At 72.5% G+C, this 15602-nt stretch carries 15 protein-coding genes and 1 pseudogene; 12 read left to right on the top strand and 4 right to left on the bottom strand.

The features are described 5' to 3' along the window. The first annotated feature begins 37 nt into the window (after positions 1 to 37). The 11 genes from ruvB (at position 38) to rssA (ending at position 10945) form a co-directional block, all read left to right on the top strand. Positions 38 to 1057, top strand: coding sequence for a Holliday junction branch migration DNA helicase RuvB (gene ruvB, locus ACY0I8_RS11175; RefSeq protein ID WP_461394808.1), 1020 nt, complete (start codon positions 38 to 40; stop codon positions 1055 to 1057). Between the two features lie 5 nt (positions 1058 to 1062). After that, positions 1063 to 1992 (top strand): cytochrome c3 family protein, encoded by a 930-nt coding sequence (locus tag ACY0I8_RS11170; RefSeq protein WP_461394809.1) that lies wholly within the window; start codon positions 1063 to 1065, stop codon positions 1990 to 1992. Continuing rightward, positions 1989 to 2432, top strand: a complete 444-nt coding sequence (locus tag ACY0I8_RS11165) for a multiheme c-type cytochrome (RefSeq protein ID WP_461394807.1) — start codon at positions 1989 to 1991, stop codon at positions 2430 to 2432. Before ACY0I8_RS11170 ends, ACY0I8_RS11165 begins: the two co-directional genes overlap by 4 nt. Before the next feature lie 11 nt (positions 2433 to 2443). Next, entirely contained in the window at positions 2444 to 3529 is a 1086-nt protein-coding gene (gene ispG, locus ACY0I8_RS11160; RefSeq protein WP_461394806.1) for a flavodoxin-dependent (E)-4-hydroxy-3-methylbut-2-enyl-diphosphate synthase, read from the top strand. 138 nt (positions 3530 to 3667) lie between these two features. Continuing rightward, the gene (locus ACY0I8_RS11155) at positions 3668 to 5389 is read left to right on the top strand and encodes a proline--tRNA ligase (protein WP_461394805.1); all 1722 of its coding nucleotides are present in this window, start codon (positions 3668 to 3670) and stop codon (positions 5387 to 5389) included. Next, the gene (gene pyrF / locus ACY0I8_RS11150) at positions 5386 to 6114 is read left to right on the top strand and encodes an orotidine-5'-phosphate decarboxylase (RefSeq protein ID WP_461394804.1); all 729 of its coding nucleotides are present in this window, start codon (positions 5386 to 5388) and stop codon (positions 6112 to 6114) included. The genes ACY0I8_RS11155 and pyrF overlap by 4 nt, the downstream gene beginning before the upstream one ends. Beyond that, a complete protein-coding gene (gene rlmB / locus ACY0I8_RS11145; protein WP_461394803.1) occupies positions 6111 to 6860 on the top strand; it encodes a 23S rRNA (guanosine(2251)-2'-O)-methyltransferase RlmB in 750 nt (249 codons plus the stop codon). The genes pyrF and rlmB overlap by 4 nt, the downstream gene beginning before the upstream one ends. Before the next feature lie 71 nt (positions 6861 to 6931). Continuing rightward, entirely contained in the window at positions 6932 to 7468 is a 537-nt protein-coding gene (locus ACY0I8_RS11140) for a TlpA family protein disulfide reductase (protein WP_461394802.1), read from the top strand. Positions 7469 to 7694: 226 nt separating this feature from the next. After that, on the top strand, positions 7695 to 8291 hold the full coding sequence (gene yedF / locus ACY0I8_RS11135; protein ID WP_461394801.1) for a sulfurtransferase-like selenium metabolism protein YedF: 597 nt from the start codon (positions 7695 to 7697) through the stop codon (positions 8289 to 8291). Beyond that, on the top strand, positions 8288 to 9328 hold the full coding sequence (selD, locus tag ACY0I8_RS11130) for a selenide, water dikinase SelD (protein WP_461394800.1): 1041 nt from the start codon (positions 8288 to 8290) through the stop codon (positions 9326 to 9328). The genes yedF and selD overlap by 4 nt, the downstream gene beginning before the upstream one ends. 696 nt (positions 9329 to 10024) lie before the next feature. Then, positions 10025 to 10945, top strand: a complete 921-nt coding sequence (gene rssA, locus ACY0I8_RS11125) for a patatin-like phospholipase RssA (RefSeq protein ID WP_461394799.1) — start codon at positions 10025 to 10027, stop codon at positions 10943 to 10945. Between the two features lie 115 nt (positions 10946 to 11060). Here rssA and hypF read toward each other — a convergent pair whose 3' ends face one another. From hypF to ACY0I8_RS11105, 4 genes are all read right to left on the bottom strand, one after another. Beyond that, positions 11061 to 13367: a carbamoyltransferase HypF gene (gene hypF, locus ACY0I8_RS11120; protein ID WP_461394798.1), complete on the bottom strand. Its 2307-nt coding sequence runs from the start codon at positions 13365 to 13367 to the stop codon at positions 11061 to 11063. A gap of 159 nt (positions 13368 to 13526) precedes the next feature. Next, positions 13527 to 13706: a DUF362 domain-containing protein gene (locus tag ACY0I8_RS11115; RefSeq protein ID WP_461394797.1), complete on the bottom strand. Its 180-nt coding sequence runs from the start codon at positions 13704 to 13706 to the stop codon at positions 13527 to 13529. Between the two features lie 82 nt (positions 13707 to 13788). After that, positions 13789 to 14352, bottom strand: a complete 564-nt coding sequence (locus tag ACY0I8_RS11110) for a hypothetical protein (protein ID WP_461394796.1) — start codon at positions 14350 to 14352, stop codon at positions 13789 to 13791. Between the two features lie 82 nt (positions 14353 to 14434). Continuing rightward, complete coding sequence (locus tag ACY0I8_RS11105) at positions 14435 to 15124, bottom strand: Crp/Fnr family transcriptional regulator (RefSeq protein WP_461394795.1); 690 nt, start codon at positions 15122 to 15124, stop codon at positions 14435 to 14437. Positions 15125 to 15398: 274 nt separating this feature from the next. On the opposite strand from ACY0I8_RS11105, the pseudogene ACY0I8_RS11100 reads away from it, so the two are divergent. Then, positions 15399 to 15602 (top strand): annotated as a pseudogene (locus ACY0I8_RS11100) (hypothetical protein); the annotation flags it as partial.

The following is a 15602-nucleotide window of genomic DNA, read 5'->3' as shown; positions in this document are numbered from 1 at the left end:
CTAGCTTTCTAGCTTTCCAGCCGACCAGCGCGCAGCCATGACCGACGCGGACCGCATCCTGACCCCCGAGGCCCTGGCCGAGGATCTCCCGGCCGGGCCGGGCCTTCGGCCCTCGCGGCTCGACGAGTACGTCGGGCAGGAACGGCTGCGCGCGAACCTGCGGGTGTTCATCGAGGCGGCCCGGCGCCGCGGCGAACCCCTCGACCACGTGCTCTTCGCCGGGCCGCCGGGGCTGGGGAAAACTACGCTCGCCCACATCATCGCCCACGAGATGGGGGTGGGGATCGAGTGCACCGCCGGGCCGATCCTGGAGCGGCCGGGGGACCTGGCGGCGATCCTCACCAATCTCAAGGAGGGCGACGTCCTCTTCATCGACGAGATCCATCGCCTGAGCCCGGTGGTGGAGGAGATCCTCTACCCGGCGATGGAGGACTTCCAGCTCGACATCCTGATCGGCCAGGGCCCGAGCGCCCGGTCCATCAAGATCGACCTGCCCCGGTTCACCCTGGTGGGAGCCACCACCCGCTCCGGGCTCCTCACGGCGCCCCTGCGGGACCGGTTCGGGGTGGTGGGCCGGATGGAGTTCTACACCCCCGAGGAGCTCGCCCGCATCGTCACCCGCTCGGCCGGGGTGCTGGGGATCCCGATCACCGAGGACGGGGCCTGGGAGATCGCCCGCCGCAGCCGGGGCACCCCGCGCATCGCGAACCGGCTGCTCCGCCGGGTGCGGGATTTCGCCGAGATCCACCACTCCGGCACCGTGACCCGGGAGGTGGCCGACCAGGCCCTGGCGGCCCTCGAGGTGGACGGGGCCGGGCTCGACCGGATGGACCGCCGGCTCCTGGCCGCCGTGATCGACCAGTTCCGGGGGGGACCCGTGGGGATCGACAGCCTGGCCGCCGCGGTGGGCGAACAGAAGGACACGCTCGAGGACGTGTACGAGCCCTATCTCATTCAGCAGGGGTATCTGGCCCGCACCGCCCGGGGACGGGTGGCCCTAGACAAGGCCTACGAGCACCTCGGCCGACCGTTTCGGGAGCAGGGGAGGCTGTTTTGAAGAGCGTGAAGACCTGGCTCCTGGTGGGCTTCGTCACCGGTTGGGCCCTGGGGGCGGGGGCCGCGCCGCCCCCGGGGCACCGGCAGCTCTTCTCCGGCACCTGGTTCCATGCGCCCGTGGCCGACGACGACTGCACGGTGTGCCACACGGTCCACCGAAACCCGGTGGGGCCTAACCTCCAGGCCCCGGTGCCGGAGCTGTGCTATTCCTGCCACGAGAACATGGCGGCCCGGGACGAGGTGCACGAGCCCGTGGGGGAGGGGCGGTGCACCGACTGCCACCTGGTGCACACGAGCGACGAGAAGAAGCTCCTGGTGCGGCGGGTGCCGGAGCTGTGCTACGAATGCCATCCCCCCGACCGGGAGCACGTAGCCCGGAACACCCTGTGCCCTTCGTGCCACGAGGTCCACTCCTCGGACACGGCCCGGTTCCTCAAGGGCGAGCGCACCCGCAACTGCGGCCGGTGCCACGCCGACAAGCGCAAGGGCGAGTCCCTCCACGAGCCGGCCCGGGAGGGGAAATGTTTGACCTGCCATTTTACCCATCCCGACCCCCGGTTCGAGAACCGGGGGCTCCGGGGCAGTTATCCCCGGACCCCGTACGCCCCCTACGGTGAGGGAACCTACGGCCTGTGCGACCGCTGTCATCCCCGGGCCTTGCACGTCGATCCGGGGTTTCGGGAGACGCGGTTTCGCACGCGCGACGAGAACCTCCACGCCCGGCACGTGAGGGGGGACCCCGGCGTGGCCTGCTCGGCGTGCCACGACGTGCACGCCTCGGACCGGGCCGCCCTGGTGTCGGCCTGGGTGCGGCTGCCGGGAAAGGAGCCGACGCCGATGGGGTTCATCGCGTTTAGCACCGGCGGGACCTGCGGGCCGTCGTGCCACGGCACCACGACCTACGTCCGGGAGGCCCCGGAGGAGGAGCTCCGGTGAGGGCCCGCGCGGGGTGGCTTGCGGCACTCGTTCTCCTGGTGGCCGGGGCGCCGACACGGGCCGCCGACCGGGTGGACGCGGGGCCGGTGTTCCGGTACCTGGGCGCCAAATGGTGCAAGCCCTGCCACAACCGAGACAGCCCGAACCCGAAGCTCCGGGTCTACCATGGGTGGGAGGACTCGGCGCACGCCCGGGCCTGGGAGGTGCTCCCGGAGGAGGAGCGGCAGAACCCCGCGTGCCTGAAGTGTCACACCACGGGGTACGGCATGCCCCGGCGGGCCGACACCTCGGATGAGGACCTCCGGGGGGTGCAGTGCGAGGCCTGCCACGGCCCAGGCAGCCACTATTTCCCGTGGCGGATCATGAAGGACCCGGTGCTCTCCCGGGAGCGGGGGCTCGTGATCCCCGACCGGGACGTGTGCGGCCGGTGCCACTGGTGAGGGGAAGGGCCGTGGGCGAGACGGTTGCGCTTCCCCGCCGCGCCACGCGGCCGGTGCGGTTAGGCCCCGTGACGGTGGGGGGTGGCGCCCCGGTGTCGGTGCAGTCCATGACGAACACCGACACCCGGGACGCCCAGGCCACGCTGGCCCAGATCGAGGCGCTCCACCGGGCCGGGTGCGAGATCGTCCGGTGCGCCGTGCCCGATCTAGAGGCCGCCCGGTCCCTGGGCGAGATCCGGCGCCGGTCGCCCGTGCCCCTGGTGGCCGATATCCATTTCGACCACCGGCTGGCCCTGGCCGCCCTGGAGGCCGGAGTGGACGGGCTGCGGCTCAACCCCGGGAACATCGGCGCCCGCTGGAGGGTGGAGGAGGTGGTGCGGGCGGCCCGGGAGCGGGCCGTGCCGATCCGGATCGGGGTGAACGCCGGAAGCCTGCCCCGGGAACTCCTAGAGCGGCACGGGGGTCCCAGCCCCGAGGCCCTCGTGGAGGCCGCCCTGGGCCACATCCGGATCCTGGAGGACCTGGGGTACCGGGAGATCAAGGTGAGCCTCAAGGGCTCCCGGGTGCCCCAGACCGTGGGGGCCTACCGGCTCCTGGCCGAGCGCTGCGACTACCCGTTCCACGTGGGGATCACCGAGGCCGGCACCCCGTTTCGGGGAGCGGTGAAGAGCGCCACCGGCCTGGGGATCCTCCTGTGGCAGGGGCTCGGCGACACGCTCCGGGTGAGCCTCACGGGCGACCCCGTAGAGGAGGTCCGGGTCGCCTGGTGGATCCTGGCCGCCCTGGAACTGCGCCAGCGGGGGGTGAACCTGATCTCGTGCCCCACCTGCGGCCGCACCCGGGTGCGCCTGGTGGAACTTGCCACCGAGGTGGAGCGCCGGCTCGGCCACGTGACCGCGCCGCTCACCGTGGCCGTGATGGGCTGCGAGGTGAACGGCCCGGGCGAGGCCCGGGAGGCCGACCTGGGGGTGGCCTGCGGCAAAGGGGTGGGCCTTTTGTTTCGGCGGGGCGAGGTGGTGCGCAAGGTGCCCGAGGCCGAGATCGTGGACGCCCTCGTGGCCCTGGTGGAGGAGGAGGCGGGGCGGCTGGGCGGCTAGGCGGCTGGGCGGCTGGGCGGCGGCCGTGTCCCTTCCGTCCCTGGCGTCCCTTTCGTCCCTCAACGACCAACGACCAACGACCTGCGACCTGCGACCTGCGACCTGCGACCAACGACCTTCTGTCCAGGAGCGACCCCCATGGATCGGTATTCGACCCTGTTTCTGCCCACCCTGCGGGAAGACCCGGCCGAGGCCGAGGTGGTGAGCCACCGGCTCATGCTGCGGGCCGGCATGATCCGCAAACTCGCGGCCGGCATCTACTCGTATTTGCCCATGGGCCTCCGGGTGCTCCGGAAGGTGGAGCAGATCATCCGCGAGGAGATGAACCGCGCCGGCGCCCAGGAGGTGCTCCTGCCGGCGGTGCAGCCGGCCGACCTGTGGAAGGAGTCGGGGCGGTGGACCTTCTACGGCCCGGAGCTCCTGCGCTTCAAGGACCGCAACGGCCGGGAGTGCTGCCTCGGGCCCACCCACGAGGAGGTGGTCACCGACCTCGTGCGGGGCCAGGTGCAGTCGTACCGGCAGCTGCCGCTGAACCTCTACCAGATCCAGACCAAGTTCCGCGACGAGATCCGGCCGCGGTTCGGGGTGATGCGGGCCCGGGAGTTTATCATGAAGGACGCCTACTCCTTCGACGCCGACGATGCCGGCGCCGAGGAGAGCTACCGGAGGATGTACGAGGCCTACCGCCGCATCTTCGAACGTTGCGGCCTGGAGTTCGTGGCGGTGGAGGCCGACACGGGCTCCATCGGCGGGAGCTTCTCCCATGAGTTCATGGTGCTGGCTGATTCCGGGGAGGACGCCGTGGCCGCCTGCCGGGCCTGCGGGTACGGGGCCAACGTGGAAAAGGCCGAGGTCCGGCCGCCGGAGCCCGGGCCAGCCCCCGAGCCGCCGGGGCCCATGGAGCTCGTGGAGACCCCCGAGCGCCGCACCATCGAGGAGGTGTGCGGGTTTCTGGGGGTGGAGCCCCGGCAGGCCATCAAGACCCTGATCTTCGAGACCGACAAGGGGGTGGTGGCCGTGGGGGTCAGGGGCGATCACCAGGCGAACCCCGTCAAGGTGAAGAACCTGCTCGACGCGAACACGGTGGATCTGGCGTCCGACGACACCGTGCGGGAGGTCACGGGGGCGCCGGTGGGGTTCGCCGGGCCCGTGGGCCTTTCGGTACCGGTCTATCTGGACCACGCCCTCCGGGAGGGGGAGGGCTACGTGGTCGGCGCCAACCGGGCCGACCACCACTACCGGAACGCCGTGCCCGGCCGGGACTTCGCCGTGGCAGGGTGGGCCGACCTCCGGGAGATCGAGCCGGGCGACCCCTGCCCCAGGTGCGGGGAGCCGGTGGCGGTGCGCCGGGGCATCGAGGTGGGCCACATCTTCAAGCTGGGCACCAAGTACTCCCAGGCCATGGAGGCCACGTTCCTCGACCGCGACGGCAAGGAGCGGACGTTTGTCATGGGGTGCTACGGCATCGGCGTGGGCCGCACCGTGGCCGCCGCCATCGAGCAGAACCACGACGAGAACGGCATCGTCTGGCCGGTGCCGATCGCGCCGTGGGAGGTGCTGGTGCTCCCGATCCAGCCGGCCGACGAGGCCACCCGGGAAGCGCTTCGGACCCTGGTGGGCGATCTGGAGGCCCGAGGCGTCGAGGTACTGGTGGACGACCGGGACGAGCGGCCCGGGGTGCGGTTCAAGGACGCCGACCTGATCGGGGTGCCCCTGCGGATCACCCTGGGCCCCCGGGGGCTCAAGGAGGGCGTGGCCGAGGTGAAGGAGCGGGCCACCGGGGCCGAGCACCGGGTGCCCCTGGCCGAGGCGGCCGAGTGGGTAACCCGGTGGGTGGAGGCCCGGAGGACCCCGGCGTGACGGCCCGGGACCGGGTCTGGTTCGCCCTCGACGTGGCGGGCCGGGAAGAGGCCCTGGGCTGGGCCGAGCGGCTCCGGGGGGAGGTGGGGGGGCTCAAGGTGGGCCTGGAGCTCTTCGTCTCCGAGGGCCCGGGCCTCGTGCGGGATCTCGTGCAGGGAGGCTGGCCGGTCTTTTTGGACCTCAAGTTCCACGACATCCCGGCCACCATGGCCGGCGCGGCCCGGGCCGCCGGCCGGCTCGGGGTCCGGATCGTAAACGTCCACGCCCTGGCCGGGCCCGACGGCATGGCCCGGGCCGCCTCGGCGGCCCGGGAGGGGGCCCGGGAGGAGGGATTCTCCCCGCCCCTGGTGCTGGCCGTCACCGTGCTAACAAGCCACGGGCCGGCCGACCTCGAGGCCTTGGGGCTCGCGGGTCCGCCGGCTTCGGCCGTGGGGCGCCTGGCGAAACTTGCCCGGGGGGCCGGGTGCGACGGGGTGGTGGCGTCCGCCGAGGAGGCGTCGGCGATCCGGGCCGCCTGGCCCGAGGCCGTGGTCCTGACCCCGGGCATCCGGCCGGCCGGCGCCGATCGGGGGGACCAAACCCGGGTGGCCACGCCGGCCGGGGCGATCCGGGCGGGGGCGGATCACCTGGTGGTGGGCCGACCGATCCGGGGGGCCCCCGACCCGGTGGCCGCGGCCCGGCGGATCGTGGCCGAGGTGGCCGAGGCGTTGGGGGAGCGGTCGTGACCGACTGGGTGCTCGGCCGGCGGGCGGTGGGGGAGTTTCTGGCCCACGCCCCCGACGCCGCCCGGGCCCTGTGGGTGGCCCGGGGCAGCCGGGTGCCCCGGGAGCTCCTGGCCGCGGCCGAGGCCCTCGCCCTTCCCGTGCGGGAGCTGTCCCGCCACGAGCTCACGGCCCGGGTGGGGTCCGAGCGGCACCAAGGGGTGGCCCTGGAGGTGGGGGGGTGGGCGTACGCGGACCCCGAGGAGCTGCTGGCCGGGGCGAAGCGGGCCCCGCTCCCCCTGGTGCTGGCCCTCGACTGCGTCCAGGATCCCCGGAACCTGGGGGCCGTGATCCGGGTGGCCGACGGCGCCGGCGCGGCCGGGGTTCTGATCCCCAAGGACCGGGCCGCAGGGCTCGGGCCCGCGGCGGCCCGGGCCGCGGCCGGGGCGTTGGCCGCCGTGCCGGTGGCGCGGGTGGTGAACCTGGCCCGGGCCCTGGACCGGTTCCGCGACGAGGGGTTCTGGGTGTACGGCGCGGCGGCCGGGGGCGAGGACATGTACGCCGCCGACCTCGCGCTTCCGGCCGTGCTGGTGCTGGGGGGCGAGCACGCCGGCATCCGGCCCAACGTGCTTCGGCGCTGCGACCGGGAAATCGCGCTCCCCATGCGGGGGAAGGTGGGGTCCCTCAACGTGGCTGTGGCCGCCGGGATCCTCGCCTACGAGTTCCTGCGCCGGGCCCGGTCCGGCGCGCCGACCGGGGGAGGCGGCTGAGTTTGTGACGTTTCGTTACGATCTGCATCGAACGGGGAACGGTTCCGGGGGATTTCGCTCGGGAGGCACTCGTGAAGGGGCTACGCCGGGGGGTTGGGGCGGTGTTCGTGGCGGCCCTGGCGGTTTGGGCCGTGCTCGGGTGCGCCGGGGAGAAGAGGCCCCGGCCGGGCCAGGCGCCCGAGTTCCAGGTGGTGGCGGTGGACGGCAGCACCGTGCGCCTTTCGGACTACCGGGGCGCCGTGGTGGTACTGGACTTCTGGGCCACCTACTGCCCGCCCTGCAAACAGGCCCTGCGCCACGAGGCCGAGCTTCAGCGGCGGTACGGCCCCAAGGGCCTCCAGGTCATCGCGCTCGCCCTCGACCGCGACGCCGAGGAGGTCCGGGAGTATCTCGAGAACCACCCCTTGCCGTTTCCCGTGGCCCTCGCGACCGACGAGATCCGAACGGCCTACGGCGGGGTCACCACGATTCCCTACGCCGTGTTCATCGACCGCACGGGCCGGATCCGGCACCGGAAGATCGGGTTCGTGCCCGGCGACGAGGCCGAGTTCGAACGGTGGGTGGCCCGGCTCGTGGCCGAGGGGGCCGAGCCCCTGCTGGGCCCGTGAACGGCCCCGCGCGCCGGAAGCGTCGCCTCGATCCACGCCGGGTTCGGGCCTCGACGCGCGGCCGGGCGGAACCGTGACGCCGACCGAAGACCGCCGACCGTCGACGGAGACCGAAGTTCCCGATCCATTCCCCCGTTTCCATCGGCACCTCCGATTTGACCGGATGCGGGAGGCCGTGCCCAAATCGCGAAGACGGCTCGCACGCATCGGAAACGGAGGTGATGCCATGGTAGAGCGGCTGGACTGCACCGGGCTTGCGTGCCCGGAGCCGGTGCTTCGCACGAAGGCGGCGCTCGAGAAACTCGGCGAGGGCGTGCTCACGGTCCGGGTGGACAACCCCGCGTCCCGCGACAACGTGGAACGGTTCGCCCGGTCCCAGGGGTGCACCGCCCGAGCGACCGAGGCCGGCCCGGGCATCTGGGACGTGGAGATCGTCAAGGGTTACCAGTGCTCCGTCGAGGCCCAGGAGGCTCGCGCGACCCAACCGGCGGCCCCGGTGTTTCTGGTGCTCTCCGACGTGATCGGCCCGGAGCCCGAGCTGGGGAAGATCCTCATGAAGTCGTTCCTGGGCACCGTGGCCCAGGCGGACCCGAGGCCCGCCCGCATGCTGTTTCTGAACCGGGGCGTTCATCTCACGACCGAGGGGTCGTCGGTGCTCGACGTGATCCGGGAGATCGAGGCGGCCGGGGTGGAGGTGTTCTCCTGCGGCACCTGCCTCGAGTTCTTCGGAAAGCGCGAGGCGCTCCGGGTGGGGCGGGTCACGAGCATGTACGACACGGTGGAAACCCTGACCGGCCCGTACCGGGTCACCACGATCACATGAGCGAGCCGAAGCGCCTCACCCAGTATGCCCGGGCCGCGGGCTGAGGGGCGAAAATCGGGCCAGGGGACCTGGCCGCGCTCCTCCAGGGGGTGGACGTACCGGTGGCGCCCGGGGTGCTCGTGGGGCTCCACACCGGCGACGACGCCGGGGTCGTGCGGGTGGCCGACGGACTGGCCCTTGTTCAGACCGTGGACTTCATCACCCCGGTGGTGGACGATCCCCGGGCCTTCGGCCGGATCGCGGCGGCCAACTCCCTTTCGGACGTGTACGCCATGGGGGGCCGGCCTCTTTGCGCCATGAACGTGCTCCTCTACCCCTCGTGCGATCTCCCGGCAGAGACCGTCCGGGAGATCCTGGCCGGCGGGGCCGAGGCCGTGGCCGAGGCCGGGGCGAGCCTGGTGGGTGGGCACTCGGTGGACAACCCCGAGCTGGTGTACGGGCTCGCGGTGACGGGGCTCGTGGACCCGAACCGGATGTGGACGAACGCCGGGGCCCGGCCGGGCGACCTCCTGGTGCTCACAAAGCCCCTGGGGGTCGGGCTCGTGACCACGGCCGGGAAGGCGGGGCTGGCGGACGCCGGGCACCTCCGGGCCGCCGCGGAGAGCATGGCCGAGCTGAACCGGTGGGCCGCCGAGGCGGCGGCGGACCTGCCGGTCCACGCGGCCACCGATGTGACGGGCTTCGGCCTGGCGGGCCACGCCGGGGCGGTGGCCCGGGAGAGCGGGGCCGACCTCGTGTTCTCGGCCTCGGCGCTCCCGGTGCTCCCGGGCGCCGGCGAGGCCCTGGGCATGGGGCTCGTGCCCGGGGGCGCCCACCGGAACCGCCAGGGGCTCGGGGACCGGCTCGCCGTGACGGCTGATCCGGCCGACGACTGGGCCCTCCTGGTCTCGGACCCCCAGACCTCGGGGGGGCTCCTTTTGGCGCTCCCGCCCGATGGGGCCGAGACGCTGGCGGGGCGCCTCGCGGCCCAGGGCCGAACGGCCTGGATCGTGGGCCGGGTGGAGCCGGGCCCGGGCCGGATCCGCGTGGAGCCCTGAAGACCGTTTTTGGGCCACAGATCCACACAGATGGACACAGATGAACGCCTCGGCAGGCCGCGTCGCGGCTTGCCCCCTCCCTCCAGGGGAGGGGGATCCGTTGCGGCCCTGCGGCACCACGCCCGGGAAACTCCCTCTCCCCCGCGGGGGAGAGGGTCAGGGTGAGGGGGGCGCGGCTCGGGAGCCGCACCCGCAGGGGGGGCAGCCGGTGATGATGGAATCACGAAGGACCTTAGCGTCCTGGCCTCCCAGCTTCTTAGCATCCAAGCCTTCCAGCGTCCTAGCGGAAAGCGCTTGGAATCTTCCGAGGGCCCCTTTGGGGCCCCCCCTAAGCAGGACAGTAACGCCGGAGTCAGGTTTTAGGGTGGGAGCGGCGTCCATGTCAGGGGTCAGTGGACAGACGACAGAGGACGGGGGTTCTCTGACATCTGTCCTCTGCCTTCTGGCCCCTGGTACGGAAGCCGCACCCACGGGTTGGCCGACGCGATGGCGCCGGAATCCCGAAAGTTCTTAGCCGCCTAGCCGCCGAGCAGCCCAGCCGCCTAGCCGAAGTTATTCGGAAGCGCTGGTGATGGGGTGCCCCCGGGGGGCCCCGCTCGGCCGCGACATTGGATCTGTGTTGATCTGTGTGAATCTGTGGCTATTATCCGCTGTTCCCTCGCCATCTGACGCCACCTCGACCCGCGTGGGCGACCCATGTCGAACCTTCGGATCGGACTTGCGTTGGGCAGCGGCTCGGCCCGGGGCTGGGCCCATCTCGGCGTGATCCGGGAGCTCGAGCGCCGGGGCATCCGGCCCGACGTGGTGGCCGGCACCTCCATCGGGGCCCTGGTGGGCGCGGCCTACGCCATGGGCAAGGCCCGGGCCCTCGAGGCCTGGGTCCGGCGGCTCACCCGCTGGGACGTGATCCGGTTTCTGGACGTAAAGCTCCTGGGCGGGGGCTTGATCGAGGGCGAGCGCCTCCGGGACTTCTTCCTCCAGCACGTGCCCGACACCCCCATCGAGACCCTTCCCATCCCCTACGCCGCCGTGGCCACCGATCTGCGGACCGGCCGGGAGGTGTGGTTCCGGGAGGGGTCGGTGGCCGACGCCGTGCGGGCCTCGGTGGCCGTGCCGGGGCTCTTCACGCCGGCCCGGGTGGGAAAGAACTGGTACGTGGACGGCGGGCTCACCAACCCCGTGCCGGTGGCCGTGTGCCGGGCCCTCGGGGCCGACGTGGTGATCGCCGTGGACCTCAATACCGATCTCGTGACCCGGAACTTCAAGCCCGAGCGGGAGGAGGGCCTTCTGGGCGGGGGCCCGGTGGCCGACTGGGTGCGCCAGGCTGCGGCCCGGCTTCCCGAGGCGGTGCGCGACCGGGCCGGCCAGATGCTGGCTTCGGTGTTCGGGGAGAAGGACGACCGGCCCGGCCTGGTGGAGACCGTGGTGGCGTCGGTGAACATCATGCAGGCCCGGATCACCCGAAGCCGGATGGCCGGCGACCCGCCCGAGGTCCTGATCACCCCGCGGTTGGGCCACATCGGGCTCATGGAGTTCGAGCGGGGGGAGGAGGCCGTTCGGGAGGGCCGGGAGGCCGTGACCCGGGCCGCCGAGGCGTTGGACCTCCTGAAGGGGTAAGGGAGGCCGGGCAACACGGCGGCCTTTTGCCACCACGGAGAGCACGGAGATCACGGAGGGGGGAGGGCGGGGGGCAAGCGATGGAAATCATTTTGGGTTCGAGATCCTAGGCCTCCTAGCCTCCCAGCTTCCCAGCTTCCCAGCCGCCCCTGATTCCCGCCACGCATTGCCCGTAGCTGATGGCGCCGTCGTTGGGGGGGAGGAGCCGGGGCCACCGGGGTTCCAGGCCGCGCGCCGCGAGCTCGGCGCACAGGGCGTCGAGGAAGATCGCGTTCTGGAGGCACCCCCCGGCCAGGTAGGCGCGGCCGCTCGGGGACCCCACGGCCTGTGCCGCCCGGGCGAACAGCCGGGCCAGGGCCCGGTGGAACCCCAGGGCCAGCCGCCGCCGGTCGGCGCCCGCCAAGGCCCGCTCGGCCAGGGCCACCACGAACGGTGCCGGGTCTAGGATCCACGCGCCCCTTTCCTGCCGAAGCACCCCCTCGGGCAACGCCTCCTCCCGGTCGGCCCGGGCCGCGAGCGCCTCGAGCTCCATGGGCGCCTGGGCCGAGTAGCGCATGGGGCCCCGAAACCCCAGGATCGCGGCGGCCGCGTCGAAGAGCCGGCCGCACGACGAGGTGAGGGGGGCGTTCACCCCCTGCTCCATCATCCGGTCGAGGCCGGCCCGGACCCCGGGGGCGACCCCGCCGAAGCACCCCAGTTCGAGCCCCTGCCAGGCCGGCCCCAGGGCGGCGCGCAGATGGCTCGCCGCCATCCGCCAGGGCTCCTTCGCCGCCCGGTCCCCGCCGGGCTGGGGAACCGGCCGCAGGTGGCCGGCCTGCCGGAACGACCCGGGCCGGCCCGCGAGCACCTCCCCGCCCCAGATCGTGCCGTCGGGCCCGAGCCCCAGGCCGTCCAGGGCCAGCACCACCGCCTCCTCGTCCGCGGCCCCGTGCTCGGCCATCACCGCGGCGGCGTGGGCCTCGTGGTGCTGCACGGCCACCACCTCCACGCCCCGGGCGGCCCACTCCTCGGCATACCGGCTCGAGCGGTAGGCCGGGTGGAGGTCGCGCACCACGAGATCGGGCTCGACCCGCAGAAGCTCCAGAAGGTGTTCCACCGTCCGGCGGAAGTGGGCCTCCACCTCGGGGTTCTTGAGGTCCCCCAGGTGGGGGCTGGGGTAGGCGTACTCGCCCCGGACCACGCACACGGTGTTGGCGAGTTCGGCCCCGAGCCCCAGGACCACCCGGCCGTCGGGGTTCGGCAGCGGCACCGGGGCCGGGGCGTGGCCCCGGGCCCGGCGGAGGATCACGGGGCCGCGGGGCGTCGCCTTCACCACGCTGTCGTCCACCCGGTGGAGGATCGGCCGGTCGTGGACCAGGAACGCGTCGGCCACGCCCGAGAGCCGGGCCCGGGCCTCGTCCCAGGTGGCCAGGATCGGCTCGTCGCTCCGGTTCCCGCTGGTCATCACCAGCGCCCGGAAGCCGCCCCGGGCGAAGAGGAGGTGGTGGAGCGGGGTGTAGGGCAGGAACACCCCGAGCCGGTCCTGGCCCGGGGCCACCGAGGGGGCAACGCCCGCGTCGCCTCGGGCCGGAAGGAGCAGGATCGGGGCCTCGGGCCCGGCGAGGAGCGCCTCGGCCGCCGGGTCGGTCTGGACGAGGCGGCGCACCTCCCCGAGGTCGGCCGCCATGAGGGCGAAGGGCTTGGCCGGCCGATGCTTTCTTCGCCGCAGCTCGGCCACGGCCCCCTCGTCGAAGGGGTCGCAGGCCAGGTGGAACCCCCCGAGCCCCAGGAGCGCCAGGATCCCACCCCGGGCCAGCACCTCGACGGCGCCGGCCAGGGGGTCCCCGGGCACCGCCCGCCCCTCGGCGTCCCGGAGTTCGAGCCGGGGCCCGCAGGCGGGGCAGGCGTTGGGCTGGGCGTGGAACCGGCGGGACTCCGGGTCGTCGTACTCCGCCCGGCAGGCCGGGCACATCCGGAACCCCGCCATGGACGTGCGGGCCCGGTCGTAGGGGATGCCCGCGATGATCGTGTACCGGGGGCCGCAGTCGGTGCAGTTCAGGAAGGGGTAGCCGAACCGGCGGTCTCCGGGATCCCGGAGCTCCCGCAAACAGGCCGGACAGGTGGCGATGTCGGGGGGGATGACGGCCGCGGCCACCGGGTCCTCCCGGCTCGCCCGGATCCGGAACCCCTCCTCCGGAGTCGAGGGCCGGGGCTCCTCGTGGCACGAGAGGATCCGGGCCATGGGCGGGGGGTGGTGTAGCAGGGTTTCGCGGAAGGCCTCGATCCGTTCCGGCGGGCCCTGGACCTCGATCTCGACGCCCCGGGTCGTGTTCTCCACGTGGCCCGCAAGGCCGAGTTGCCGGGCTGTGCGGGCCACGAAGGGCCGGAACCCCACCCCTTGCACGATGCCCTGCACCCGGAAAAAGCGGCGAACGGTCGGCACGGTCGATGTCATACGCGGCTGGAAGGCTGGAAGGCCGGGAAGCGGGGAGGCCGAACCCCCTTCTCCCTCGGGGAGGCGGGCCGGTTTGCGTTCCCCAACGAAAAGGCCGGGATCCCGCGGGACCCCGGCCTTTCGGGTTGCGTTCGGTGGCGGCGGGCCTTAGGCCTCGTCCTCCGGCACCGGGGCGTCCACGGGGCAGACCTCGGCGCAGGTGCCGCAGTCCACGCACACGTCGGGGTCGATCACGTACTTGCCGTCACCCTCGCTGATCGCCTCGACCGGGCACTCGTCCACGCAGTCGCCGCAGTTTTCGCACTTGTCAGTGATCACGTACGCCATCGTTCCGTCCTCCTTCGGTTTGGTTTCTGGGCCCCCGGGACCCGGACACGCTCGGCAGGATGGCTCACCGCTCCGGCGCGTGTCAAGTCCCCGGGGCGTCGGCGTCACCCGGGTAGGCCTTCTTTTTTCGCTGGTCGTGCCTGAGCATCTCCTCGGTTCGGGCCCGCGCCTCGGCCTCTCGCTCGGCCACGGCCTTCTTGGCCTGGAGAAACCGCTGGAACGCCGCCGTGGCCCGTTGGAAAAGCTCCGGGTCCCGCTCTTGCACCGTGTACAGGCGGTTCGTGTCGAAGAGCCGGTCCTCGCCGGGGTACTCGGAAAAGAGGGTCTTGAACAGGTCCCGGACCGCGGGCTCGTCGTCGGGCACCTGGTCGAGCAGCAGCCTGAGGTCCTCTCGCCGGGATTTGCGGGCCTCGGAGAGCTCGATGGCCTTGACCGCGTCGGGTCCGACGCACGAGGCGGCCGAGGGGCACCACTTGGCGCAGCCGAGGTCCATGCGGTCGTTGAACACCACCTCCCCGCAGCTCTTGCAGCGCCGGCGGACCTCGTCCTTGAAGAACTCGATGGGGGTGTGGCACTTGGGGCACTCGACGTCGAAGATGGCGTCGTGGCCCCACATCTGGGTGTCTTGTCCGGGGCATTTGCTCATGGGTCACTCCTTGCGGGGATCCTCCGTTCTCTCGGCTCGCGGCCAGTATGCCCCTACCGCCGGGGCCCGGCCTTGACCCGGGTCAACGAACCCCGTTTTCTCCGCCCTCGGCCACCCGCTCCAGGGCCTCGCGGTCTAGGATCTTGACAAACCGGCCCCGCACCTCGATCCAGCCCGCCTCCCGGAATTTCCGAAGCGTGCGCGACAGGGTCTCCCCCGCGGTGCCGAGCTGGCTTGCGAGCTCCGCTTTGGTGATGTCCAGGTCCCAGAACTCCCGCCCCTTCTCCCGGGCGGTGGCCAGGAACCAGCGGGCCAGCCGGGCGGGCACGTCCTTCAGGGACAGGTCGTCGATGCGGTCCACGAACTGCCGGAGGTACCGGCTCAGGGCTGCGATCATGGCGAGGCTGATCGCCGGCTCCTCCCGCAGGAGCTCCAGAAACGCCGCCTTGGGGAGCACGATCGCCCGGGTTTTCTCCAGGGCCTCGGCAAAGGCCGGGTAGCCCCCTGGCATGAACACGGCCGCCTCGGCAAAGGTCTGGCCCGGCCGCACCACGTGGAGGATGTGCTCCCGGCCGTCGGGCCCGAGCCGGTAGAGCTTCACCCGGCCCGAAAGGAGCACGAAGATCCCCTCCACGGGATCCCCCTCCCGGAAAATCACGTCGCGCCGTTTCGCCTCCACGAGGCGGGCGATGGCCCGCACCCGCTCAAGTTGCTCGGGTTCCAGGCCGGCGAACAGGGGCACGCGGCGAAGCTCGTCGGGGCCGAGGGTCATGGAACCGCTCCGGGTCTCGAGGGGGATGGGGTGCCGGAAAACGACCGGGCCACTCTTTCTTTGCCGAAACCGCAGGCCGAGTCAAGCCAACGGGCGCAGTCCTTTCCCTCGGACGCCGGAGGGCTTATGCTAGCTAGGCGGCTAGGCGGCTAGGCGGCTAGGCGGCTGGGCGGCCCAGACGGCAGACCGCAGACCGTAGACCGCAGACCGTAGACCGTAGACCGTAGACCGTGGACCGAGGACTGTAGACCGAAGACCGAAGACCGAACTCCCCATGCCCCCTCTCTGGACACCCGAAACCCTGGACTACGTGGGCCCGATCTACCGGCCCCCGAGTGAGGCCCGTTCCATCATCCTGCAGGCCACCGTGGGGTGCGCCCACAACCGGTGTACCTTCTGTGTGAGCTACAAGACCAAGGGGCGGTTCCGGATCAAGGACCGCGCGGTCATCGAGGCCGACCTGGAGAAGGCGGCCCGG

The organism is Deferrisoma sp., assembly GCF_054681715.1.
Note: the sequence above shows the minus strand (reverse complement) of the source record. Positions and strands in the feature narration are given on the sequence as shown.